This window comes from Kitasatospora sp. NPDC001225 (assembly GCF_053597855.1).
This window is the reverse complement of the sequence record NZ_JBSFJC010000004.1, coordinates 1-23,334: the sequence shown is the minus strand read 5'-3', so window position 1 is coordinate 23,334 and position 23,334 is coordinate 1. Positions and strand designations below refer to the sequence as shown.

Annotated in this window: 21 protein-coding genes; 8 read left to right on the top strand and 13 right to left on the bottom strand. The window is 74.6% G+C overall.

Features of this window, described 5'->3' with window-relative positions:
• Positions 1 to 186 precede the first annotated feature (186 nt).
• The gene (locus tag ACWDCZ_RS01970) at positions 187 to 1,254 is read right to left on the bottom strand and encodes a substrate-binding domain-containing protein (protein ID WP_449814976.1); all 1,068 of its coding nucleotides are present in this window, start codon (positions 1,252 to 1,254) and stop codon (positions 187 to 189) included.
• 93 nt (positions 1,255 to 1,347) lie between these two features.
• Here ACWDCZ_RS01970 and ACWDCZ_RS01965 point away from each other — a divergent pair, with 93 nt between their 5' ends.
• Positions 1,348 to 3,327 (top strand): hypothetical protein, encoded by a 1,980-nt coding sequence (locus ACWDCZ_RS01965; protein WP_449814975.1) that lies wholly within the window; start codon positions 1,348 to 1,350, stop codon positions 3,325 to 3,327.
• A 40-nt stretch (positions 3,328 to 3,367) separates the two neighbouring features.
• Here the strand turns inward: ACWDCZ_RS01965 and ACWDCZ_RS01960 are convergent, their stop codons facing one another.
• Positions 3,368 to 4,567 carry an FAD-dependent monooxygenase gene (locus ACWDCZ_RS01960; protein ID WP_117493018.1) on the bottom strand — a complete coding sequence of 400 codons (1,200 nt, stop codon included), beginning with the start codon at positions 4,565 to 4,567 and terminating at the stop codon, positions 3,368 to 3,370.
• A gap of 137 nt (positions 4,568 to 4,704) precedes the next feature.
• Here ACWDCZ_RS01960 and ACWDCZ_RS01955 point away from each other — a divergent pair, with 137 nt between their 5' ends.
• Both ACWDCZ_RS01955 and ACWDCZ_RS01950 read left to right on the top strand, forming a co-directional pair.
• Entirely contained in the window at positions 4,705 to 5,418 is a 714-nt protein-coding gene (locus ACWDCZ_RS01955; protein WP_449811554.1) for a TetR/AcrR family transcriptional regulator, read from the top strand.
• 96 nt (positions 5,419 to 5,514) lie between these two features.
• Positions 5,515 to 6,315, top strand: coding sequence for a HEAT repeat domain-containing protein (locus ACWDCZ_RS01950; protein ID WP_449811555.1), 801 nt, complete (start codon positions 5,515 to 5,517; stop codon positions 6,313 to 6,315).
• Positions 6,316 to 6,375: 60 nt separating this feature from the next.
• On the opposite strand, the gene ACWDCZ_RS01945 is transcribed toward ACWDCZ_RS01950, so the two are convergent.
• On the bottom strand, positions 6,376 to 6,741 hold the full coding sequence (locus ACWDCZ_RS01945; RefSeq protein WP_049651510.1) for a hypothetical protein: 366 nt from the start codon (positions 6,739 to 6,741) through the stop codon (positions 6,376 to 6,378).
• A gap of 271 nt (positions 6,742 to 7,012) precedes the next feature.
• On the opposite strand from ACWDCZ_RS01945, the gene ACWDCZ_RS01940 reads away from it, so the two are divergent.
• Positions 7,013 to 7,282: a GlsB/YeaQ/YmgE family stress response membrane protein gene (locus tag ACWDCZ_RS01940; protein WP_049651509.1), complete on the top strand. Its 270-nt coding sequence runs from the start codon at positions 7,013 to 7,015 to the stop codon at positions 7,280 to 7,282.
• Positions 7,283 to 7,335: 53 nt separating this feature from the next.
• On the opposite strand, the gene ACWDCZ_RS01935 is transcribed toward ACWDCZ_RS01940, so the two are convergent.
• Positions 7,336 to 9,237 (bottom strand): APC family permease, encoded by a 1,902-nt coding sequence (locus ACWDCZ_RS01935; protein WP_387826484.1) that lies wholly within the window; start codon positions 9,235 to 9,237, stop codon positions 7,336 to 7,338.
• Between the two features lie 406 nt (positions 9,238 to 9,643).
• Here ACWDCZ_RS01935 and ACWDCZ_RS01930 point away from each other — a divergent pair, with 406 nt between their 5' ends.
• Positions 9,644 to 11,239 carry a N,N-dimethylformamidase beta subunit family domain-containing protein gene (locus ACWDCZ_RS01930; RefSeq protein WP_449814974.1) on the top strand — a complete coding sequence of 532 codons (1,596 nt, stop codon included), beginning with the start codon at positions 9,644 to 9,646 and terminating at the stop codon, positions 11,237 to 11,239.
• Positions 11,240 to 11,249: 10 nt separating this feature from the next.
• Here the strand turns inward: ACWDCZ_RS01930 and ACWDCZ_RS01925 are convergent, their stop codons facing one another.
• Positions 11,250 to 12,086: a hypothetical protein gene (locus ACWDCZ_RS01925; protein ID WP_387826480.1), complete on the bottom strand. Its 837-nt coding sequence runs from the start codon at positions 12,084 to 12,086 to the stop codon at positions 11,250 to 11,252.
• 158 nt (positions 12,087 to 12,244) lie between these two features.
• On the opposite strand from ACWDCZ_RS01925, the gene ACWDCZ_RS01920 reads away from it, so the two are divergent.
• Entirely contained in the window at positions 12,245 to 12,979 is a 735-nt protein-coding gene (locus tag ACWDCZ_RS01920) for a polyprenol monophosphomannose synthase (protein ID WP_049651506.1), read from the top strand.
• 111 nt (positions 12,980 to 13,090) lie between these two features.
• Positions 13,091 to 14,344 (top strand): FUSC family protein, encoded by a 1,254-nt coding sequence (locus ACWDCZ_RS01915; RefSeq protein ID WP_449814973.1) that lies wholly within the window; start codon positions 13,091 to 13,093, stop codon positions 14,342 to 14,344.
• 37 nt (positions 14,345 to 14,381) lie between these two features.
• On the opposite strand, the gene ACWDCZ_RS01910 is transcribed toward ACWDCZ_RS01915, so the two are convergent.
• From ACWDCZ_RS01910 to ACWDCZ_RS01885, 6 genes are all read right to left on the bottom strand, one after another.
• Entirely contained in the window at positions 14,382 to 14,831 is a 450-nt protein-coding gene (locus tag ACWDCZ_RS01910; RefSeq protein ID WP_049651504.1) for an SRPBCC domain-containing protein, read from the bottom strand.
• Between the two features lie 4 nt (positions 14,832 to 14,835).
• Positions 14,836 to 15,309, bottom strand: coding sequence for a VOC family protein (locus tag ACWDCZ_RS01905; RefSeq protein WP_449814972.1), 474 nt, complete (start codon positions 15,307 to 15,309; stop codon positions 14,836 to 14,838).
• An 85-nt stretch (positions 15,310 to 15,394) separates the two neighbouring features.
• On the bottom strand, positions 15,395 to 17,398 hold the full coding sequence (locus tag ACWDCZ_RS01900; protein WP_449814971.1) for a phosphocholine-specific phospholipase C: 2,004 nt from the start codon (positions 17,396 to 17,398) through the stop codon (positions 15,395 to 15,397).
• Between the two features lie 44 nt (positions 17,399 to 17,442).
• Positions 17,443 to 18,879: an endonuclease/exonuclease/phosphatase family protein gene (locus ACWDCZ_RS01895; RefSeq protein ID WP_449814970.1), complete on the bottom strand. Its 1,437-nt coding sequence runs from the start codon at positions 18,877 to 18,879 to the stop codon at positions 17,443 to 17,445.
• A 363-nt stretch (positions 18,880 to 19,242) separates the two neighbouring features.
• Positions 19,243 to 19,509: a metal-sensitive transcriptional regulator gene (locus ACWDCZ_RS01890; protein WP_049651499.1), complete on the bottom strand. Its 267-nt coding sequence runs from the start codon at positions 19,507 to 19,509 to the stop codon at positions 19,243 to 19,245.
• 106 nt (positions 19,510 to 19,615) lie between these two features.
• The gene (locus tag ACWDCZ_RS01885; RefSeq protein WP_049651501.1) at positions 19,616 to 19,963 is read right to left on the bottom strand and encodes a PRC-barrel domain-containing protein; all 348 of its coding nucleotides are present in this window, start codon (positions 19,961 to 19,963) and stop codon (positions 19,616 to 19,618) included.
• Positions 19,964 to 20,217: 254 nt separating this feature from the next.
• Between ACWDCZ_RS01885 and ACWDCZ_RS01880 the strand changes: the two genes are divergently transcribed.
• Positions 20,218 to 21,033: an SAM-dependent methyltransferase gene (locus ACWDCZ_RS01880; RefSeq protein WP_449815038.1), complete on the top strand. Its 816-nt coding sequence runs from the start codon at positions 20,218 to 20,220 to the stop codon at positions 21,031 to 21,033.
• Between the two features lie 39 nt (positions 21,034 to 21,072).
• On the opposite strand, the gene ACWDCZ_RS01875 is transcribed toward ACWDCZ_RS01880, so the two are convergent.
• Together ACWDCZ_RS01875 and ACWDCZ_RS01870 are read right to left on the bottom strand one after the other, a co-directional pair.
• Positions 21,073 to 21,750 (bottom strand): response regulator transcription factor, encoded by a 678-nt coding sequence (locus tag ACWDCZ_RS01875; RefSeq protein ID WP_049651497.1) that lies wholly within the window; start codon positions 21,748 to 21,750, stop codon positions 21,073 to 21,075.
• On the bottom strand, positions 21,747 to 23,108 hold the full coding sequence (locus ACWDCZ_RS01870) for a sensor histidine kinase (RefSeq protein ID WP_449814969.1): 1,362 nt from the start codon (positions 23,106 to 23,108) through the stop codon (positions 21,747 to 21,749). The genes ACWDCZ_RS01875 and ACWDCZ_RS01870 overlap by 4 nt, the downstream gene beginning before the upstream one ends.
• Between the last annotated feature and the right edge of the window lie 226 nt (positions 23,109 to 23,334).

The window sequence follows — 23,334 nt, the reverse complement described above, 5'->3', positions numbered from 1 at the left end:
TCGCCCGTAACGGCCGCGACCGCCAGGGGCCAAGGGGCCGAACGGGCGGGACCTTGTGCCCCGACCTGCTGACACGGCCCCGACACCACGCCCCCGACCGGGCACCGGCACCACGGGCCCGGCACCACACCCCCTACCGGACACTGGCACCACGCCCCGACCGGGGCAGCCGCGGGAACGACGCCGTCAGGCGTGCGTGGTCGCCCCGCAGACGAAGACGGGCACCCGCAGGAACCCGTGGCTCCGGACGGCCGCCGCGGCCGCCGGGGAGGTGCAGAACCAGCCGTTCCGACCGAACACGGCCCGCAGCGCCCGTCCCTGCGCGTCGACACTCGTCCAGTCGCCGTCCCGCACCCCGAGGTAGAGGGTCCGGCCGTGCCAGGTCGTCAGGAAGGCCGGGTTGGTCCCGCCGTCGACCGTGGGCGCCGTTCCGTCCAGGGACTGCGGCACGAGCACTCCCGGGTCGTCGCCCGGCTTCCGGTGACCGCCGGTGACCTGTCCGACCCAGCGGCCGACCGAGTACGGGACGATCGCGTTCGGGTCGTGCAGGACCGCGTCCTCCCCCTGGTCCTCGGCGACGCCGGAGGTCACGCACGGGCCCGCGTAGAAGGTGCCCGGATCGCCGTTCGGGGAGGCGGCGGCCGCGAAGGCGGTCATCTCGTCGGAGAGGTAGGACGACCGAAGCGTGGCGGGGTCCGAGACGTGGACACCGGGTACCACGGGCCTGATCGTCGCGTCCGGAAGGCTCGGGTCGATCTGCCGCCAGTTGGTGATGTCGCAGGAGTAGATCCACCGCAGCTCGGCGGTCGTCAGGTTCTTCGGTGCGTTGCCGCCCGCCGGGGCCGCCCAGGTCACCGCGTCCCTCACGAACGGGACGAAGTCGATCCAGGTCGGGTCGCCCTGCTGCGGCGGCCTGCTCAGCCGGGCGAAGTCGACCGTTCCGCTGGTGTTGAACGCCAGGGCGTTGAGGGCGCTCCGGGTGTTGGTCGGCCGGAAGATCTCGGAGGCCCCGGTCTTGGGCGTGATCGTGCTGGATCCCCGGGCGTCCCAGCTGTAGAGCCGGGGCGAGGTGGTGTCCCCGGCCGCCGCGAGCGAGGCGTTGTAGTCCGCCGCGAGCTGGTTGAAGAGCGCGTCGGCGGCCGGGGCGCCCACGCCGACCAGGTCGGCGGCGGCCGTCGCCGCTGGTCGGCACCGGGCGGGCCGCCATCGCTCGCCGGACGTTCTTCCAGCGGTGGCGCGCCGCACGTCCGTCATATGCCCGCCGATCACCCCGGACGGCGCAACCATCACATGATCGACTCGTTGGACCATCCACCACGACAGCGGTACGGCTCCCGGGAGGGCCCCTTGGCAGTACGGACGGTGAGCACGGCCGCGCTGCGCCGGGATGTCGCGGCGCGCCCGGTGGCCCTGGCGGAGGCCTCGCTGGTGCGCCACTACCGACGGCTGGTCCGGCTCGCCTACCTGGCGCTGCCGGCCGACCGCGACCGGCACACCCGGGTGCTCGCCGCCCACTGCGCCGTCCAGCGCGCCCTGCCCACCCGCTGGGCCCGCACGGACCGAACCGCCGTCCGACCGTCCGCGCCCGGGCCCGGGCCCTCCGACGCTCCGGAAGGCACGGACGCCCCGGACGACCCGGCCTACGCCGCGCTGCGCCTGCGGGTGCTGCGCGCCGCGCTCCGGCCGCGCCCGGCCGCCCGTCTCCTCACGCCCCGGGTCTGGGGCCTGCGGCTGTTCACCCCACACGGCGGCGAGGGGGACGCGGAACTCGACCACGCGCTCGCCGCGCTCTCCGCCCCGGCCAGGGCGGCGTTCGCCCTGCGGACGGTCGAGGGGCTGGGCGTCGAACGGGCCGCCGAGGTGCTGCGGCAGGCCGGGGTGGCGCACCCGGCGGTGGCGGTGGCCGTGGCCGGGCAGGTGCCGTCCGGTCCGGATCCGCTGCCGCCCGCCTTCGACCCCTGCGCCGTCCGGGTGCAGCCCACCGACCTGCTGCGCCGGCGCCGTACGCTGACGGCCGCGCTCGCGGTCGGCGTGCTCGGCCTCACCACCACGGCGGGCGTGCTGGGCGGTTCGCACCCGGCGGCGCCCGGCCGTCCGACGACGGTGCCGCTCGCGGGCGCCGCCCCCGACCCGTCCCACCTGGTCCGGGTCACCCCCGACGCCTGGCAGCACACCAGCCGGGTCGACTTCACCGCCTGGCCCGCCCGTGGCGAGCGGCGCGAGGACGGCGCGCTGCTCGGCCGCGCCCTGGCCGCCTGGGCCCGGCCCGGCAGCCGGACCCACGCCGAGCCGGGTACGGACGCCGGTCCGCCCGCCGCGCCCTCGCCGCACCTGCTGTTCGCCGGGACGGTGGACGGCGCCGGTGTGGTGGTGTTCTCCGACGGCGAGCGGATCGCCCGCTACACCGACAGCCAGAACGGTCAGGGCGGTCGGGACAGCGGAGACCTGGACCTCGCCCGGGCCGACGACGCGGACCCGACCACGGCGGGCGCGGTGGTCCTGCGCCGTCAGGGCGCCACCGTCCGCTACCTGCTGGCGCCCTGGGTGGACTCCGCCGAGACCCGCCGGATCGACCGGCCCGACACCCCCGCCCGCCCGTTGGACCACCCCGACGGCCTCACCTCCCCGGCCCCGGCCGGCGGGCCCGCCGACTGCCAGGGCGCCACCCTGCTCCAGTTGCACTCGTCCCCGGTGGTCGCCGAGAAGGCCGAGAGGTCCGCCTTCCTGCTGGCCGACCTGGGCGGCCTGATCCCCGCACACCTCACCTACGCCCCGCCACCGGAGCGCCCCCTGCCGGACGGCTCACCACCCGACCGAGCCCAGGCCGACCGCGAGCCGCGCGAGGCGACCGCCCAGGACGCGCTGCAGGCCTGGTCCCGGGCCGGCTGCGCCGTTCCGGACGGCACACCGGGCGTCAAACAGCTGAACCTCTGGGCCTTCGCCGTCCAACCGCTGCCGCAGAACGCGGGCTCGGCCTCCTGGGTCTGCCTGCGCGCCGACCGCTGGGACGGCGCGGGCAGTGCGGCCACCGCCGTCGTCCTGCCGGGCGCCCGCGGCGCGCAGCGCACCGGCGGCGGACCGGGCCGGGCCTGCGGCCGCTTCGAGCGGGACGCCGTGGCCTGGACCTGGTGGCGTTCCCCGCACGGGACGGAGTTCGTGCTCGCGGCGGGCAGCCGCCGGGTCACCCGGCTCACCGTCAAGGGTTCGGGCTGGTCCGCCGACCGGCCCGCGCCGGACCGCACCCTGGCCGTCGAACGCCCCGCCCGCGCGGCCGTCCAGGTGGAGGCGCTGCTCGACAACGGCGCCCGGATCGACCCACCGCACTGAGCCCCGCGCCCCGTCTCCGTTCCACCCCGAGCGCTCCCGTTCAGGCCGCGGCCCGCGGCCGACGGGACAGCTCCCGCTCGTAGTCGGGCAGTTCGACGCTGCTGACCTGCTTGCCCAGCTCCAGCATCTTCTCCAGCGCCCAGCGCCGGTTGAGCAGCGCGTTGCGGAACCGCAGCCCGGTGGCCGTGCGCGGCGCGAGGAACGGACCGGTGCGGTCGCCGCCCTTCTGGCAGCCCTGCGCGTAGCCGCGCAGGAGGTGCTCGTACCGCGCGAAGGCGGCCCGGTGGTCGCCGCGGGCGCGGGCCAGCTCGCCCGCCAGGACGTACGCGGCCACCACCGCCGTCCCGGTGCCCATGCCGCCGATGGTCGCGCCGCAGGCGGCGTCGCCGATCAGGGCGATCCGACCGGTCGACCAGGCGGGCACGTCGGCGCGACTGATCGAGTCGAAGTACGGTTCGGGGGCGGCGTCCAGGCTCTCCAGCAGCTGCGGCACCCGCCAGCCGAGGCCCGCGAAGGCGGCCCGGACCAGTTCCTTCTGCCGCGCCGGGTCGTGGCGGTCGTAGCGCAGTTCGGGCGAGGCGAAGAGGCAGAACGCACCGGCCCGGCTCGGGTCGCGATGGTCGGCGCCGACGGACATCAGCCGGCCGGGGACGTTGAGGCCGACCCCGCCGACGGGCAGTCCGAGGTCGTTGGGCAGCTGCCAGGTGGCCGCGTAGTAGCCGAGGTGGCGGACGTAGCGCTGCTCGGGGCCGAAGGCGAGCCGGCGGACGGTGGAGTGCAGCCCGTCGGCGCCGATCACCAGGTCGAACTCGCGCGGCGCCCCGTGCCGGAAGGCGACCCGGACCCCGTCCGGGGTCTCCTCCAGCGCCGTGATCGAGTCGCCGAAGACGTACTCGGCGCGGGCGCTGCTGTGCCGGTGGAGCAGCTGGGCCAGCTCCCCGCGCGGGACCTCCAGGTCACCTCCGGCGAACTCGGCGGGCAGGTGCAGCAGTTGGCGCCCGTCGGGGCCGACGAAGGTCATCGGACTGCCGCCGGTGCCGAGCGTACGCAGCTCCTCCAGGACGCCCATCCGCTCCAGCACGGTCAGGTGGGTGCGGCCGCGGAAGTCGACGTCCTGGCCGCCGTCGCGCAGCGCGGGGGCCAGCTCGACCACGGTCACCTCGAAGCCGTACCGGCCCAGCCAGTGGGCGAGCGCGGGGCCGGCGATGCTCGCGCCCGAGATCAGGACCTTGGTGCTCATGGGAATCCACTCCGTCCGAGGATCGTGAAACTGTGTCTGGCGGACACTGTTTGTTGCTGTGTACGGTAGACACAGTTGAGCGGGAAGGGCAACCCCCCAGGCGGCAAGCCCCGAACGGAACCCCAGAACGGGAGCGGATGATGGCCGAGGCGGCGAACGACACGGTGCGGCTGCTCTGGGGCCCGGCCCCCAAACCCACCCGCGGGCCGAAGCCGGCCCTCAGCCTGGAGCGGATCGCCGCGGCCGGGGTCGAGGTCGCCGACGCGGAGGGGCTCGGCGCGGTCTCCATGCAGAAGGTGGCCGGGCTGCTCGACTTCACCAAGATGTCGCTCTACCGCTACGTCCCCGGCAAGGCCGAACTCGTCGCCCTGATGGTCGAGTCGGCCGTCGACGCGCCTCCGGACGCACCGGAGGGTGCCGACTGGCGGGAGCAACTCACCGCCTGGGCCCACCACTTGGCCGAGTCCTTCGCCAGGCACCCGTGGCTGCTGGACGCCACCGTCGGCGCGCGGGCGCTCGGTCCGAGGGAACTCGCCTGGCTGGAGCGGGTGGTGGCGGCGCTCGACGGCCACGGGCTGACCGGCCCCGAACGGATGGACGCCGCCGTCCTGCTCACCGGGCACGTGCGCGGAATCGCCGCGCAGTCCCGCGCCGCCGGCCCCGCCGACACCCCCGAGGCCGAACTCCTCGCCGCCCTCGGCACCGTGGTCCAGGAGAACGCCGACCGCTTCCCGGCGGTCGCCGCCGCCATGGCCGACCCCGACGGCCGCGACCAGGCGCTGGAGTTCGGCCTGGAGCGCATCCTGGACGGGCTGGCCGCCCTGATCGACCGCCGCACGGCCGGCGCCTGACCCGCGGCAGCACCCCGGATCGCCCGGTGGCGAGGAACCGGAGGCCCGGGAAAACCGCTCGGCCGGCCACCCGGTCGCTCGCTAGGATCGCGCCCCATGGCGATGTTCGTGCACCTGACCGCCGCGGCGAACGCGCCGCGCATCCGCCGCGCCGGGATCCGCGCCGACAGCCGGGGCCAGGGCGGCGCACGCGGGGTGTACTGCTTCCCCGTGCTGCCCTCGTACACGCTGACCCACCAGTGGCTGCGCGAGCTGGCCCGGTTCGGCCCCAAGGGCGCACTGGTCGCGGTGCACCTCCGGCTGGACGACGGGCAGGAGGTCCTGACCGGGCACTACCGCGACCGCGCCCTGGACGCCCAGCGGCCGGTGCGGGCCGCCGAGGCGGTCCGGCGGATCGGCGCCCTGCCCGACCCGCGCGGCTGGGAGGTCTTCCTGCCGCGCGCGGTGGGCGCCCGCGAGGTGCACCGGGTCCGCGCCGTGCCGCAGGCCACCGGCTGGCGCTACGTCCCGGACGCCCACGGCACCCGGCCCTGCACCTGTTTCGGCTGCCGTATCCGCGGCGAGTACGGCAGCCGCCGGCTGCGCGAGCGCCACCCGCACCCGCTGGACGGCCCGCCGCCGCCCGTCCCGGTGCTGCTGGCCCGGATCGCGGCGGCCGGCGAACCCGGCGACCCGTACGAACTGCGCACCGCCCTGCACTGGTTCGGGCTGCGCCGCCGCGGCCCGGTGGACCTGCTCGCCCGACTGGCCGACCACCCGCACCCGGGCGTGCGGACGGACCTGGTCTGGGCCGTCGGCGGCTGGTCGACCCCGGGCGTCGCCGAGCTGCTGGACGGCCTGGCGGACGATCCGGACCCACTGGTCCGCGGGGCCGTCGAGGCGGTCAGGGAGAGCTGAGCCCCGGCCGGCGGCCCGCCCTGGACGGGCAGCAGCACTCCGCCGGCCGGTGCGCCGCCGTCAGGAGACGCGCTTGAGCTGCCAGGAGTTCTTCTCCAGGCTCGGCACCGCCGAGTAGTTGCAGCCGGAGCCGTAGTAGGTGCTGACGATCGTCCAGCCGGCCGGCGGCCAGGTGGAGGCGCAGGCGTTGACCACGGTGCCGACCGGGTAGCCGGTGAGCTGCATGATCTTCTTGGTGTTCGGGGTGAACCCGGAGCCGCAGCCGGCGCTGTTCCACCACTGGACGTCCACGAAGCCGCCCGGCGTCAGCGAGGAGGAGCAGCTGGTGCTGGTGTCACCGGGCGCGGCCTGGGCCGTCCCCATGGTCAGGGTCAGCGCGGCGGCGGTACAGCCCAGGGTCAGGACGGCGGAACGAAGGCGTATCACGGGGCGGCTCCTCTCGGTGACGCGGCGCGTCCGCGTCCCGCCCATTCCTATCCGTGCGGAGCCGATGACGGACAGCGACTTTCCGGCCCGACCTGCGGCGCGTTCTCGCCCATTCCCCGCCGGGAGCGCTCCACCGGTACGCGGCTGACCTGCGCACTCTCCCGTCGACATGCCCGTTCGCCGGATCCGGGTGATCATGGGACGAACCGCGTCATCGGCGATTCGGCGCACCGGGCCGTCGGCCCCGGGAGCGCCCGGAAGGTGGACTGCGATGTTCCAGCTCCTGTGGATTCTGCTCATCGGCTTCGTGCTGGGCGTGCTCGCCAAACTGATCCTGCGTGGACCGCAGTCGATCCCCTGGTGGCTGACCATGCTGCTCGGCGCGGCCGGAGCCTGGCTCGGCAACGCCGTCTCCGGCTGGATCGGCGTCCGCCACACCTCGGGCATCGACTGGATCCGGCACATCCTGCAACTGGCCTTCGCCGTCGCCCTGGTGGCCTTCGTCGCGCCCGCGTGGACGAAGTCCCACCAGAACCGCTGACCGGCCGACCCCCGGCACCCGGACCGGCCGACCCGCCGGCCGGGCCCGCCCGCTCAGCCCACGTGGACGGCCGGCCGGCGGGACCGGTCCGGTTCGGCCTCGCGCAGCACCTCGCGGGTGACGGGGGCGATCTCGCCCTGTCCGAACAGGAAGAACCGCAGGAACTGGGCGAAGGGGTTGCCCTCGGTCCACTCGAAGTAGATGTGCGGCTGCTGCCCGGTGCGGTCGCGCACCTCGAGCAGCAGCGCGGCCAGCGCGTTGGGCACGCTGGAGCTCTCCAGCGCCAGCACCCGGTAGCGGTCGTGCAGCACCTCGCCGCGGACCGTCAGCACGGCCTCGAAGTCGGACGGGTCGAGCACGGTGACCTCGACGAACACCAGGTCGTCCTCGGCCGGGATGTCGTTGTCCCGCCGGATCTGGTGGATCTTGTCGCGGTACTCGGCGAGGTCCCGGCTGTTCGGCTCGTTGGCGATCAGCCGCAGCGGGCGGTGGGTGTAGTCCCGGACGAACCGGTCCGCGACGTCGTCCAGCACCACGTCGGTGACGCGCAGTTCGAAGGCCCGCTTGAGCCGGGACAGGAACGAGAGCAGCATGATGCCCGCGATGAAGCAGGCGCCGATCTTGACCCCGTCCGGCCGCTCGGCGATGTTCACCGCCGTGGTGTAGAGGAACACCCCCGCGATCACCGCGAAGCCGGTGCGCCAACGGCGCTGCCCGGCCTTGTGGGCGGCGATGGTCACCGCGATGGCGGCGGAGCTGATCAGCACCAGCACGCCGGTGGCGTAGGCGCCGCCCTGGGCGTCCACGTTGGCGTCGAAGATCCAGGTGACCAGGAAGGCGATCAGGGTGAGCACGATGACGGTCGGCCGCACCGCGCGGGCCCAGTGCGGGGCCATCCCGTAGCGGGGCAGGTAGCGCGGCATCAGGTTGAGCAGCCCGGCCATCGCGGAGGCCCCGGCGAACCAGAGGATGGCGATCGTGGACAGGTCGTAGACACTGCCGAACGTGCTGCCCAGGTACTCGTGGGCGAGGTAGGCGAGCGCCCGCCCGTTGGCCTGGCCGCCGGCCTTGAACTGGTCGGCCGGGATGAGCAGCGTGGTGATGAAGCTGGTGGCGATCAGGAACACGCTCATGATCGCGGCGGCGGTGGTCAGCAGCTTGCGGGCGCCGCGGATCCGGCCGGTGGGCTTCTCCTCGGTGTCGTCCGGGTCGCCCTCGATGTGCGGCATCACGGCGACGCCGGTCTCGAAGCCGGACAGGCCGAGCGCCAGCTTCGGGAAGACGATCAGCGCGACGCCGATCATCGCGATCGCGTTGCCGTGCTCCACGGTCAGCGCGTGCGTCCAGTCGCTGAACACGTGCGGGGCCTTGAGCACGTGCCACAGCCCGTTGGCGACCACCACGACGTTCAGCGAGAGGTACACCGCGACCAGCACCACCGCCAGGCCGATCGCCTCGCTGAAGCCCTTGAGGAAGACGGCACCGAGCAGCGCGATCATGATCAGGGTCAGCATGACCTGCTTGCCGGTCAGGGCGCTGTGCAGGTGCGGGTTCTCCACCAGGTGGGCGCTGGCGTCGGCGGCGGACAGGGTGATGGTGATCATGAAGTCGGTGGCCGCGAAGCCCAGCAGGGTGAGCACGAAGAGCTTGCCCTGCCAGAAGGAGAGCAGCCGTTCCAGCATCGCGATCGAGCCCTGGCCGTGCGGGCTCTCCTGGGCGACCCTGCGGTAGACGGGCAGCGCGCCGAGCAGGGTGACGACCACCAGCACGATGGTCGCCAGCGGCGAGACCAGTCCGGCCGCGAGCGCGGCGATGCCGGGCTGGTAGCCGAGCGTGGAGAAGTAGTCCAGGCCGGTCAGGCACATCACCCGCCACCAGCGCTGGCCCTTCTCGTGCGGGGCCTCGGCGTGCGGGCCTGGGTGCTGTTTGGCCAGGTCGGCCAGGCCTTCCAGCATCCACTCCCGGAACCGCCCGCGCCGGGTGACCGGCCCCGCCCCTGCTTCGGCCGACCCCGACGACACCACGGGCACCCCTGTCCACGACTCGGCCGGCCTCGTACGGCTCCGGACCCCCTGTGGCCGCCGGACGGCGGGCCTGGTCAGGCTAGGGGACCGGCCCACCGGGGCCGGTCAACCGCGCGGGCCGACACGCCCGGGTGCGCCCGTACGGCCCTCCCCGGTGGCGGGCCGTCCCAAGGCGGGTGCGGCCGCGCCCGGTCCGGTGTGCCAGGCTGCACGGACCTCGCGGAACACGCGAGGATGTCCGCGCGCACCGACGCACCGGGCCGGCGCCGCACAGCGCGCCACCGGCCGGGCCGGCGCGCCCACGGACCGGGCAGGGACAGGAAAAACGGAGGAAGCGGTGGCGGAGCCGAGTCGGCGGAGGATCCTGGGCCTGGGCCTGATGGCGGCCGCCGTCACTTCCTGCGGCCCCCGTCGCCCGGATGCGGCCCCCGCCGCGCACCCGTCCGCCGGGGCCGCGGGCGCGCCGGCCGCCCCGGCGTCCACGCCACCCGGCACCGCCGGCCCGGCCGCCGACGGCCACACCGGCCCGACGAGCGAGCGCTCCCGCCCCGGCAACGCCGACTGGGAGATCACCGACCCCGGCCCGGACGGTGCCATCGAGGGCTTCGCCGACCGGGTCAGCGTCCTGCCCGGCGAGCCCTTCGGCCTGCACGTCTCCACCCCCGCCGCCGCGTTCACCGTCTCCGCCTACCGGATGGGCTGGTACGACGGCGCCCGCGCCCGGCTGGTCTGGCGCCGCGAGCACGTCCCCGGCGGCAAGCAGGCCGCGCCGCACGTGGACCCGGCGACCCGCACCGTCCTGACCGGCTGGCAGCGCACCCTCGCGGTGGACACCGCCGGCTGGCCCGAGGGCGCCTACCTGCTGCGCCTGGACGCCGAGGACGGCTCCGGGCGGCGCTACGTCCCGCTCACCGTCCGCTCGGCGAGCACCGCGGGCCGGACCGTGGTGATGAGCGCCCCGGCGACCTGGCAGGCCTACAACGAGTGGGGCGGCTACAGCCTCTACAACGGCCCGACCGGCGGCCTGGCCACCCGCTCGCTGAAGGTCGTCTTCGACCGGCCGTACGACTACGACCACGGCGCCGGGCTGTTCCTGGTCTACGAGGCGCCGCTGGTCGCCCTCGCCGAACGGCTCGGCCTGCCGCTCGCCTACACCACCGGCGTCGACGTGGCCCGCGAACCCGGCCTGCTGACCGGGGCGAGCGCCGTCCTGTCGCTCGGCCACGACGAGTACTGGTCGCCCGAGCAGCGGGCCAACGTGGTCGCCGCCCGCGACGCCGGGACCAACCTGGCGGTCCTGGGCGCCAACTGCTGCTACCGCCGGATCCGGTTCGAGCCGTCCGACCTCGGGCCGGACCGCACGGTGGTCTGCTACAAGGACGCCTGGGCGCAGGACCCGGGCCACCAGGCGGGCGCCCCGGCGACCACCGACTTCCGGACCGGCCCGGGCGCCGACCCGGAGAGCTCGATGCTCGGCGTCATCTACGACGGCTACCCGGTGGACGCCCCGTACATGGTCACCTCGCCCGGGCACTGGGCGTACGAGGGGACGGGCGTCGCGGCGGGGGCCTCCTTCCCGCACCTGGTCGGGGTGGAGTACGACCGGGTGCACACCGGCTTCCCCACCCCGCGCCCGATCGAGGTGATCGCCCACTCCCCCGTGGTGTGCGACGGCCGGCGCTCCCACTCCGACACCGCCTACTACACCGTGCCGAGCGGGGCCGGGGTGTTCGCCACCGGGACGATGCGCTGGGTCGAGGCGCTGGAGGCCCGCGGCCCCGGCGGCGGCCGGGCCGACCACGGCATCGACTCGCACGCCGGGGACCTGGTCCGCCAGGTCACCGAGAACGTCCTGCGCGCCTTCGCCGCCGGCCCGGCCGGCCGGACCCGCCCGGCCCAAGACAACCTCGACGCCGTCTACGGCCCGGCCTAGCCGCCCCGGCTCAGCCCGCGGACGGCGCGGTGAAGGTCTCCGCGGGGCCGAAGTCCGAGAGGCGTTCCCTCGTCACGACGGGCCGGCCGGCCACCACCGTCGAGTGTTCGACCCGGACCGTCCGGCCGAGCCGGTCGATCCACAGCTGGACGTCGGCCGCGTCCGAGCCCTGGTTCTGCCGTCCGTCCCCGTACGTCGGGTCCGCGCGGCGCAGCTCAGCCGGGGAGAGCCGGGCGGCCAGGTGGAACACCGGCACGCCCGCCTCGGTCTCCATGCCCTTGCGGGCGGCGGGCCCGGCGTCCAGCAGGACCTTGGCGTAGCCGTCCGTGTCCTGCGCACCGGTCCCGGCGCTCGCCGGGGGCTTCTGGTCCGTCGTCCAGCCGGTCCCGCCGTTCTCCTTGTCCCGCCGGTAGACGGCCTGGTCGACGACCACCTTCTCCTCCCAGGCCAGGACGGAGGACCCGCGGACCATCTTGGTCTCCAGGCGGGATCCCTCGGCCGGGGTGTTGTGGTTCGCCCGGCCGGTGACGGTGAGCACGTCCTTCTCGGCGCCCTCGCCCGTCTCGACGGTCATCTCGGAGGTCGCCGCGTACGACTCCCGGGAGCGGTGGGCAACCGCGACCGCGGGGTCGAAGGCCCCGGTCGGGTCGGCGGGCGCCCCGGTGGCCTCCGCCGGTGCCCCGGTGGCTTCCGGTGGTGCTCCGGTGGTGGCGCCGGCGGGCACACCGCCCGCGGACGTCCCGGCGGCGGGCGGCGGCGCGGCGCCGTCGGAGCCGCAGCCGGTGAGCGCGGCCAGCGCGACGACGAGGGCGGTGGCGGGCAGGACAGTGGTGCGACGGATCGTCATGGGAGGTCTCCGGGGCTACTGTTCCGGGCGTTCGCGGCCCGTCACGGTACCGCATCGTGATCGAACGGGCTTCCGACCTCCGGCCGGGGCAGGAGGCGGTCGGAACGCCCGATACACTCGCACGGTCTCATCCGGAGCAGGCACGAGGGAAACAGAACATGGTCGAGGCCTCCCCCAAGGTCGTTGTGGTCGTCCCCACGTACAACGAGCGGGAGAACCTCCCGGTCCTCGCGGGCCTGCTCGCGGAGCTCCCGGTGCCCGACCTGCACCTGCTGGTGGTCGACGACAACTCCCCCGACGGCACCGGCGAGATCGCCGACAAGCTCGCCGCGGACTCCGGCGGCACCGTGGGCGTGCTGCACCGCACCGAGAAGGACGGCCTCGGCCGCGCCTACCTGGCCGGCATGGCCAGGGCCCTGGACGAGGGCGCCGACGTCGTGGTGCAAATGGACGCCGACCTCTCCCACCCGGCCTCGGCGATACCCGCGATGGTCGAGCTGCTGCTCGGCGGCGACACCGCCGTGGTGCTGGGCTCCCGCTACGTCCCCGGCGGCTCCACCGCCGAGGAGTGGCCCTGGCACCGCAAGGCGCTCTCGGCCTGGGCGAACTTCTACGTCAACACGATCCTCAGCCTCGGGGTCAGGGACGCCACCGCCGGGTTCAAGGCCTGGCGGGCGGACACCCTCCGCGCCATCGACCTGCCGACGGTGCGGAGCAACGGCTACTCGTTCCAGGTCGAGATGAACTACCGCGTCGTCAAGCAGGGCATGACGATCCGCGAGGTGCCGATCCGCTTCGAAGAGCGGATCGAGGGCGCCTCGAAGATGAGCATGGGCGTGCAGGTCGAGTCCGCGCTGGCGCCCTGGAAGCTGCGCTTCAACCGCGAGGGCTGACGGGGCGCCGACGGGACCGGGCACCGCAGGACGCCGGCCCAGTGCGGTCGTACGGGTGCCGGACCGCCGCCGGAGCGGTGTGAACGGCCGCCGCGGGGAAAGAAGGGCGACATGGCCCTTCTCCCGGAGACACTCACGGACCTGGTCCGCCGCGGCGCCCGAGAACCGTTCGTGGTCCAGAGCGTCCGGGCCACCGTCGCGGCCACCATCGCCTTCGCGGTGGCGACGCGGCTGAGCAGTGAGCCCGCCCCGCTGACGGCGCCGCTGACCGCGCTGCTGGTCGTCCAGGTCACCGTCTACTCGACGCTCAAGACCAGCATCCGCCGGGTCAACTCGGTGGTGGTCGGGGTGCTGATCGCGATCGGGTTCAGCGCGGTGGTCGGGCTCTCCTGGTGGAGCCTCGGGCTGATCATCCTGGCCTCGCTGGTCGTCGGCCGGTTCGTCCGGGTCGAGGAGTTCGTCCAGGAGGTCGCGATCAGCGCGATGCTGATCCTGGGCGTGACCAAGCTGGCCTCGCAGGCCTGGGACCGGGTGCTGGAGACCCTCATCGGCGCGGCCGTCGGCCTGCTGTTCAACCTGGTGTTCGCGCCGCCGGTCTGGGTGGACACCGCCGGGGAGTCGATCGAGGACCTGGCCCGGCGGGCCCGCCAGTTGCTGCTCGACATCTCCGAGGAGCTGGGCCGCCCCACCCCGGTGGCCCGGGCCGCCGAGCGGCTGCACGAGGCCCGCCGGCTGGACCAGGCGATCGCCGACGTGGACGCGGCACTGCGCCAGGCCGAGGACAGCCTGCGGTTCAACCCGCGGATCAGCGAGGGGCTGCTGTCCCGGCTGGTGCTGCGCACCGGGCTGGACACCCTGGAGATCTGCGTCGTCGTGATCCGGGTGCTGGCCCGTTCGCTGACCGACCTGGCCAAGCGGCGCGCGCCCGGCGAACGGCTCTTCCCGCCGGATGTCGCGACGGGGTTGGAGGAGCTGCTGGCGCACGTCGGCGGCGCGATGGTGAGCTACGCGGTGCTGGTGACCACCCAGGTGAGCCGCAGCGCCGAGGAGGCGGAGGAGCGGCTGACCGCCGAGCTGGCGGCGGCCTGGGCCTGCCGGGAGAACGTCGCCCAGGTGCTGCTGCGCAAGGTCCAGGAGCACCCGGAGGCCTGGCAGCTGCACGGTTCGATACTGGCCGAGGTGGACCGCATCCTGGACGAGATGGACCTGGAGCACCGCGGCCGGCGGCTGATGGAGGAACTGGACCGGGCCTCGGTGGCGAACCGGGAGCGGTTCTCCCGCTACGCCTGGCTGCGCCTCCTGCTGCGGGGCGAACGGGCCCGCGGCGGCCGGACGTCCGCTGCGGCGGACCGCCCGGCGGCGTAGCGGTGGAACACCCGGCGGTTTGGCGGGCGCCGGGGTCTCAGGGCATCAGCCAGGGCTCCTGCGGCAGCGGGTGGCCGGTCTCCAGGTAGGTCTTGAGGTTGGCGAGCACCGCCGACCAGCCCTGTTCGGCGTCCGCCCGGGCGGCCTCGTCGGCGAGGTCAACGTGGGTGACGGTGAGCCGGGTGAGGTCGTGCCAGCCCTGGAGTTCGAAGGTGACCCGGGAGGGGAAGGCGGCGCGCCCCTCCTGCGGCCCGGCCCAGGTGGTGACCAACAGGTGCGGGCGGTCGACCGCCTCGACGGTGCCGATGACGTCGGCGGTCCCGGAGCCGTCGGTCCGCTGGTGCTCCCAGGGCGCGCCGAGCAGCCAGGTGGAGACGTTGCGGTGGCCCCAGTAGAGGCCGGACTCGTCGGCGTTGGTGAGCGCGTGCCAGACCCGCTCGGGGGTGGCCCGCAGGTAGGTGATGCCGCGGTGGCTGAAGGCGGTCACGGGCTCACCCCTTCGCCGCGTCGAGCAGCGGCTGGATCTCGATCTTCTGCATCTGCAGCATGGCCGCGAAGACGCGGTCCGCCGTGGCCCGGTCCTCGCCCGAGACCAGGTCGAGCAGCACCCGGGGGGTGATCTGCCAGGAGAGGCCGTAGCGGTCCTTGAGCCAGCCGCACGGGCCGGGCTGTCCGCCGTCGGCGGTGAGTTCCGCCCAGAGCCGGTCGACCTCCTGCTGGTCGTCGCACGCCACCTGGAGCGAGATCGCCTCGGTGAAGTGGAACGCCGGGCCGCCGTTGAGGCCCACGTACGCGCGGCCGGCGAGCTCGAACTCGACGGTCATCACCGAGCCCGCCGGGCCGGGGCCGGTCTCGCCGTAGCGGGTGGTCCTGAGGACCCGGGAGTTCGGGAACAGCGTGGTGTAGAAGGCGGCGGCCTCTTCGGCCTGGTCGTCGAACCAGAGGGAGGTGGTGATTTTCTGCATGCGCCCGACGGTAACGGCGGGGTCCGTCGGGGCGGCCGAGCCACGGCCGGGGGTCACCGGATCGGCGCCCCCGGCCGTCGCCGGGTCAGTGCACCCAGCCCGCGAAGCGCCGGACGAAGCGCTGACCGGTGTGGGCGGTCACCACGACGTCGTAGCGGCCCTGCTCGTCCAGCGGCCAGGCCAGGTCGGCCTGCTTGCCGGGCTTGACCCAGACGGTCTGCGCGGTGCCCGCGAAGTCGTTGGGCGCGGCGGTGAAGGCCACGTCGGTCATGCCGTCGTTGACCAGCTGAAGGGTGAGCTTGCGGCTGCCGCGCAGGTCGACGGTGACCATCGGCACGCCGATGTCGTTCTGGCCGTCCTGCCCGTCGCGGACCACGGTGCCTGCGAAGCGCCGGACGAAGCCGTCCGGGCCGTGCACGGTGAAGTCGTAGCGGCCGTCGGTGGTGGCGGCGTCCCAGACGTACCGGGCGGTGGCACCGGGGGCGACGGTGTACGGGGTGCCGGCGAAGGGGAGCAGGATGTTCGGGTAGACGGTGTACGGGAAGGCCACCGAGCCGTCGTTGCTCATCGTGCAGGTGACCTTGCCGGTCTTCCGGTCCACCTCGACGTCCGCCCACGGCTGGTACGGCAGCGGGCGGTGCGGGCGCTCGCCGCGCTCCTGGACGGGCATCGCCTGGGCGCCGACCGCCGGCAGCGCGACGCCGGGCAGCCTGGTGCCCGCGTCGGCCCTGGCCATCAGGGCCTTGGTGTCGGGCAGCACCGGGATCGAGAGCTCGGGGGCGGCGAAGTCGAAGCAGCTGGTGAGGTCGCCGCAGACGGCCCGGCGCCAGGCCGAGATGTTGGGCTCGGCCACCCCGGTGACCAGTTCCATGAAGCGCAGCACCGAGGTGTGGTCGAAGACCTGGGAGTTGACCCAGCCGCCGCGCGACCAGGGCGACACGACCCAGAGCGGCACCCGGTTGCCGAGGCCGATGGCCCGTCCCTGGGTGAACTCCTCGGGGGTGCCGGGCTCGGGGGTGGGCGGGACCATGTGGTCGAAGTAGCCGTCGTTCTCGTCGTACATCACCAGGAAGACGGTGTGCCGCCAGACCTCCGGGTTGGACGTCAGCGACCGCAGGGCCTGGTCGACCCAGTGCGCGCCGTAGGCCGGGCCGGCCTCCGGATGCTCGGAGAACAGGTACGGCGCGACCAGCCAGGAGACGGTCGGCAGGGTGCCGTCCTTGCAGTGGCGGTCGAAGTCGGCGGGGTCGAACCTCGTCATCGCGTTGACGTAACGCGGGTCGTCGTGCGGGAAGTTGTGGAACTGCTTGAAGTAGGAGAGCGCGTTGTCGTCGTAGTCGCCGGTGCGCTCGTCCTTGCTGGGGTTGTGGTAGACGCGCCAGCTGACGCCGGCCGCTTCCAGGCGCTCGGCGTAGGTGGTCCAGTCGGCGACGGGGTTGTCGGTGACCGGGGTGTTGTCGATCCACGGGCCGGTGGTGCCGTCGCGGCCGGGGCCGGACGTGCCGGTCCACAGGTAGAGCCGGTTGGGGTCGGTCGGACCGGCCAGCGAGGTGAAGTAGGCGTCGCAGACGGTGAACGCGTCGGCCAGGGCGTACTGGTAGGGGATGTCGTCCCGTGTGAAGTAGCCCATGGTGCGCTCGCCCTTGGCGGCGATCCACTTGTTCATCGCGCCGTTGTTGATGGCCTGGTGGCCGGTGGCCCAGTCGTGCGGCAGGCCGCCGGCGTTCTGCGCGTTGTACTTGGCGGTGTCCATCCGGTACGGCAGCATCACGCCGCCGTCGCTGCGCCGGCCGTCGGGCTGGCGGAAGACGTCGGTGCCGTCCGGGAACTGGAGCGCCTGCTTGTCGCCGAAGCCTCGGACGCCGGCCAGGGTGCCGAAGTAGTGGTCGAAGGAACGGTTCTCCTGCATCAGGACGACGACGTGCCTGACGTCCTTGATGGTGCCGGTCAGCGGGGTGCCGGGCTTGGCACCGGCGGCGGGAGCGGGGGCCGGGGCGGCGGCGGCCTGGGCGGCCGTCAGACCGCTCAGGGCGGTGGCGCCGGCGGCCGCGGTGGCGCCGACGAAGGTGCGGCGGGAGAGCTCGGGCATGACGAACTGGCCTCTCGGAGCTGGGAGTCGGGGAGCCTGGGAGCTCAGAGCTGGAAGGTGGCGACCGCGGCGGCGGTGTCGGAGGGCCACTCGTTGGCGGCGGAGCCGGGCTCGGGCTGCGGCCAGCCGACGGCCAGGGTGTGCGCCTCGACCAGCTTCAGCGGGCCCGCGTACTGGACGTAGTCGGTGCGGTCCTGCGGCTCGGGGCGGTCGCCGCGCCGCTTGCGGGTGGGCGACCAGGTCGCACCGGGGGCCTTGACCGGGTCGCGGTTCTCCTCGCGGAAGGTGTCGGTCAGTCCGGCGCCCTGGAGGGCCACGGTGACAGGCCAGGCGAGCGCGCCGACCCCCTGGTGGGCGGCGGCGGTGGCGGCCGTCCAGTCCCGGTGCGAGGGCGAGGAGAGCGCACCGGCCAGCACCACCGGGGTGCGCCGGGCGATGTCCGCGCGGACGGCGGCGGCCAGCGCCTTGGCCTGCCTCAGCCGCAGCGAGCCGTTCTCGGCGGCCTCCACCTCGGCGGCGGTCCGGCCGTCCTGGACGGCGTACGGGCCGTAGCCCGCCTCGTCCAGGTGGGCGGCCCAGAAGCGGACGGTGCGGCCGCCGGGCAGCCGCAGGGTGGCCGCGGCGGCGGGCAGTTCGGCGGTCGGCGGGGTGACGTCGGTGAGCGGGTGGCGGCTGAGGATGCCGACGCTGCCCGGGCTCTGGTAGGCGTACCAGCCGAGGGCGTCGGCCAGGGTCCTGGCCCGCTCCCCCGCGGTCTCCTGGAGGGCGAGCACGTCCAGGCCCTGGGCGAGGACCACGCGCAGCTGCTTCTCCAGCGCGTCGGTGTGCGCCGAGCCCGCGTCGTGCAGGTTCCAGCTGGCGGCCTTGAGGCGCGGCGGGGCGGCCGGGTCCGCCACCGGGACGAGGACGGTGACGGTGTCGGTGGCACCCGCGCTGTCCTTGACGCCGACGACCACCGGCTCGGGGTTCCGGCCGGGGGTGGCGGGGGCGGTGCCGGTGAGCGTCCCGTCGGCGCCGACCGAGGCCCAGGCGGGGCCGCTCACCTTGCGGTAGGTGGCGGAGCCGGCCGGGTTGCCGGCCGGGCGGGACCAGAGGCCGCCGAGCCGGACCGTCACCGCGGCACCCGGGGCGACGGGCGTGGCGGTGAACGCGTCGACGGCGGCGTGCGGGCGGACGACGGCGGGCTTGGGGCGGAAGGTGAACGGCCCGGTGCGGGCCAGGATGCCGTAGCCGTCCTTGGCGAGCAGGTAGGCGGTGTACGGGCCGCCGGTCAGCGCGGAGGTGTCGAGCTGGACGTCGCCCGAGGTGCCCGCGGTGTACTTCCACAGCAGCGAGCCGCCGTTGCCGGGCTGGCGGTCGCCGTCGTAGATGCCGACCCAGTTCTTGGCGTCGGGGGCGTCGGTGCTCCAGTGGAAGGTGAGCCGGTCGCCTTCGGTGGGGTTGGTGGAGGAACTGAACGTCAGGGCGCTGCCTGCGGCCACGGTTGTCCTGTCCGCCGCCCGGGGCCGGACCGCCGGGGGACGGTTCGCCGGGGCCGGGTTCGGCTGGTCACGGAGACTGGGAGGAGGGGAGCGCCCGCAGTTGGCTGTACAACTGCGGGCGGCCCTCATTCACCCGAAGGCTGGCGACCGGCGCGTGAACGACGCATGACGGAGCGTCGGGCGGTACGGGAACTTCGCTGGGCGGGGCCGTCGGCCCGCGGCGCGGGTGTGGTCGCGGGTGCTTCGGCGGGCAGGTTCGCGGATGCTTCCTCCGGTGTTTCCGCCGACATGCCGCGAGGGCCGCGGCGGGAGGATCCGCCGCGGCCCTCGTCGGACCGTACCGCCGAACCGGGTGCCGCCCGGTCAGGCCAGGGCGAGGAAGAGCTTCTCCAGCTCGGCCTCGCTCATCGGCGCGGCGTCCTGGTCGGCGGCGGCCATGCACTGGCGCATGCCGCTCGCGACGATCTTGAACCCCGCCCGGTCGAGCGCGCGCGAGACGGCGGCGAGCTGGGTGACCACGTCCTTGCAGTCCCGGCCCGCCTCGATCATCGCGATCACTCCGGCCAACTGGCCCTGCGCGCGGCGCAGCCGGTTCAGGACCGCGCCGACCGCTTCCTCGTCCACCTGCATGTCGGGGCCGCCTTTCACATCGACTGTCGATGGACAAGTGTACCCGGCGGGGTATTCATTCCCGGATGGCGAAAGCCGTGCCCGGCGGCCCCGGGCACAGCTCGGCTCAGCGGCGGGCCAGGCGGCGCTCCCCGCCCGCGCCGGTCGCGTACGGCAGCTCGTAGTGTGCGAACACGGCGGGCTCGTCCTCGGCGGGCAGCACGTCGTCGGTGCCGATCGCCGGGGCCTGCTTGACCTGGTTGCGCGGGTAGGCCACCCGGAGGTAGTCCGGCCCGGCCACCGCCCCGTCCAGCGGGACGAAGACCAGGCGGCGCCGGCCGGCGAAACCGACCGTGACCGTGCCGAAGAACGGCTCGTCACTGGCCGTCTCGACGTAGACCGACTCCAGCGACCCGATGCGGTGGCCCTTCTCGTCGACCACGGCGTGGCCGCGCCACTCGCGGATGTCCGCCATCGCGATGCCCACGGGCCTGACCTCCCGTCCCCGGCTGTTCCCCCGCCCGGACCTCCATCCTCCGCCGGGAGCGGCAGGGGCGCGCGGCGAGCCCGGGAACCCTCCCCGCCCGACGAAAAGGGACATACGGGGGTGACCCGACCAACCGGCACCCGGGCCGTGACCTGGGCTTTAGGCTGTCCGCCAACAGGGCCGCGAGTGGATCGTCCGTGGCGCCCGGGGCAGAGGAGACGGCAACCGTGGGATACGAGAACATGTGGGAGTCCGGCGGGGCCGGGATCCCGGCCGACCTGCGGCCCGACGTGCCGCACCCGGCCCGGATGTACGACTACTACCTCGGTGGGAAGGACAACTTCCCCTCCGACCGCGCCGCCGCCGAGAAGGCGCTCGCCGCCAACCCGGAGTTCCGCTCCACCGCCCGCGCCAACCGCGGCTTCCTCACCCGCGCGGTGCGGTGCGTCGCCGAACTCGGCATCGACCAGTTCCTCGACATCGGCACCGGCATCCCCACGGCCGGCAACACCCACGAGATCGCCCAGGCGGCCCGACCGGGCGCGCGGACCGTCTACGTGGACAACGACCCGATCGTGCTCAGCCACGCCCGCGCCCTGATGGCCGGCTCGGGCCCCGGCCACACCACCGTCATCCGGGCCGACCTGCGCGAGCCCGCCGCGCTGTTGGACGCCGTCCGGGCGGCGGACCTGCTCGACTTCTCCCGCCCGGTCGGACTCGTCCTCGCCGCCGTCCTCCACTTCCTGCGGGACGAGGACCAGCCCCACCAGGCCCTCGCCGCCCTGCTGGACGCCCTGCCCTCCGGCAGCCACCTGGTCCTCTCGCACGGCACCGCCGACTTCATCCCGGCCGAGATCCGCGACCGGGTCACCGGTGTCTACGACAAGGCCACCGCACCCCTCGTCGGCCGCTCCCGCGAGGCGGTCCGGGCCTTCTTCGACGGCCTCGACCTCCTCGACCCCGGCGTGACCACCGTCCCCCTCTGGCGACCCGACACCACCCCCGCCCCGGGCGCCGACCGCGTCAGCATGTACGGCGCCGTGGCCCGCAAGCCCTGAGCCCCGGGGCCGGACCGGCCACCGCCGACCGGGCGGGCCTCAGTTCGGGCGGCCGGGCGGGACCAGGCCGGTCTGGTAGGCGATGGCGACGAGCTGGGCGCGGTCGCGGGCGTCGAGCTTGGACATCGCCCGGTGGACGTGGGTGCGGACGGTGAAGGGGCTGACGAACATCCGCTCGGCGATCTCCTCGTTGGTGAGGCCGGTGGCGGCCATCGACATCACCTCGCGCTCGCGGGCGGTGAGGACGGACAGCCGCTCGCTCGTGGAGGCGGCGGAGGCCGGCTCGGGCTGGGCCAGGAACTGGTCGATCACGGCCCGGGTGGCGGCGGGCGAGAGCAGTGCCTCGCCCGCCGCGACGGTGCGGACGGCGGCGAGCAGCTCCTTCGGGTCGGCGCCCTTGCCGAGGAACCCGCCGGCGCCCGCGCGCAGCGCCTGGGCCACGTACTCGTCGATCTCGAAGGTGGTGAGGATGAGCACCCGGGTGCCGGACAGCGCCTCGTCACCGCAGATCTCGGCGGTGGCGCCGAGGCCGTCGGTGCCGGGCATCCGGATGTCCATCAGTACGACGTCGGGCCTGGTGGCCCGGGCGAGTTCGACGGCCTCCCGGCCGTCGGCGGCCTCGCCGACCACCTCCATGTCCTCCTCCGCGTCGATCAGCAGCCGGAAGGCGCCGCGCAGCAGGGCCTGGTCGTCGGCGAGCAGTACCCGGATGGTCATGCGTGGTCCCTCTCCTCTCGGACCGCGCCGTCCGCTCGGGTGGCGCCGTCCTGTCCTTCGGCTGGTGTCGGGCGATCGGTGCGGGCGGCGCGCGCGGCCCTGGCGGCCCGGGCGACGTCGGCGGCGGTGAGGGCGACCGCGGACTCGGGGCCGTCGTCGCGGGCGCCGGTGCGCAGCGGCAGTTCGGCGGTGACCAGGAAGCCCCCGTCGGACCGCCGGTCGGCGCTGAGCCGGCCGCCCACCGCCCCGGCCCGCTCGCGCATGCCGATCAGGCCGAAGCCGCCCTCGCTCGGCGGGTGCTGGGGCAGCGGCACCGCGCGGCGGCGGCCGGTCGCGGTCGGGCGGCCGTTGGCGACGCTGACCGCGACCCGGCTGCCGCTGTAGGCGAGGGTGATCTCGGCGTCGGCGCCGTGGGCGTGCTTGGCCACGTTGGTGAGCGACTCCTGGACGATCCGGAAGGCGGTGAGGTCCACGCCGGGCGACAGCGGGCGGGCCTCGCCCTCGACGGAGAGCCGGATCGGCAGACCGGCCCGCTCGAAGGTGTTGATCAGTTCGGGCAGCCGGTCGAGGCCGGGGGCGGGTTCGAGCGGGGCGCGGTCCTCGGCGCGGCGCAGCAGGCCGACGGTGGCGCGCAGTTCCTGGAGGGCCGAGCCGGTGGCGTCGGTGATGTGGCTGAGCACCTCCCGGGCCTGGACGGGGTGGTTGTCCATGAGGTGGACGGCGATGGCGGCCTGGGCGTTGGCGAGGGCTATGTGGTGGGCGACGACGTCGTGGAGGTCGCGGGCGATCCTGATCCGCTCGTCGGCGACCCGCCGGCGGGCCTCCTCCTCGCGGGTGCGCTCGGCGCGTTCGGCGCGCTCCTCGATGGCCGCGAGGTGGGCGCGGCGGTTGCGGATGGAGTCGCCGAGGGCGCCGGGCAGCAGGGCCCAGGCGAGCACGCCGAGCCGTTCGCTGATCGGCCCGCCGGGGCCGAGCAGCAAGGTGATCCCGGTGAGCAGGACGGCGGTGACGACCGAGGCGCGCAGCGCGGTGGCACGGTCGGTGCGGATGGCGAGGAAGTAGAGGGCGAGCAACAGCGGCGTGGCCACGGTCGGGGTGAGCCGGGGGCTGACCATGGCGAGCGCCATCGTGCAGAGCAGCGTGACGGCGACCACCGCGCGCGGGTGGCGGCGGTGGGCGAGCACGGTGACGGCGGAGAACAGCGCGATGGCGAAGGTGGGCGCGGCGAACGGGGTGAAGTGGCCGCCGTTCTGGTCGATGGTGGCACCGAGGCCGGTGACCGTGATCACGCCCGCGCCGCCTGCCGCGTCGAGCAACCGGGGATGGTCGCGGCGCAGGCGCTGCCAGATGTCGCTCATGCTCGTGCTCTCCGGTCGGGGGACGCTGGCCGCGCCCGCGCCCGGGCATCGCCAGTTCGTGCCGCGCCGCTCCCGGGGGGAGCGGCGGGCGGGGTCGGGGGTCTCCGGACGTACGGCGGTCCCCGACAGCAACGGTAACGGTTGGGGTTCGAACCGCTGTCCGAGCCGTACGGGATCGGGCCGCGCGGGGTCGGGCCGAGGGGCGGTGCCCGGCCCGGGCCCGCGC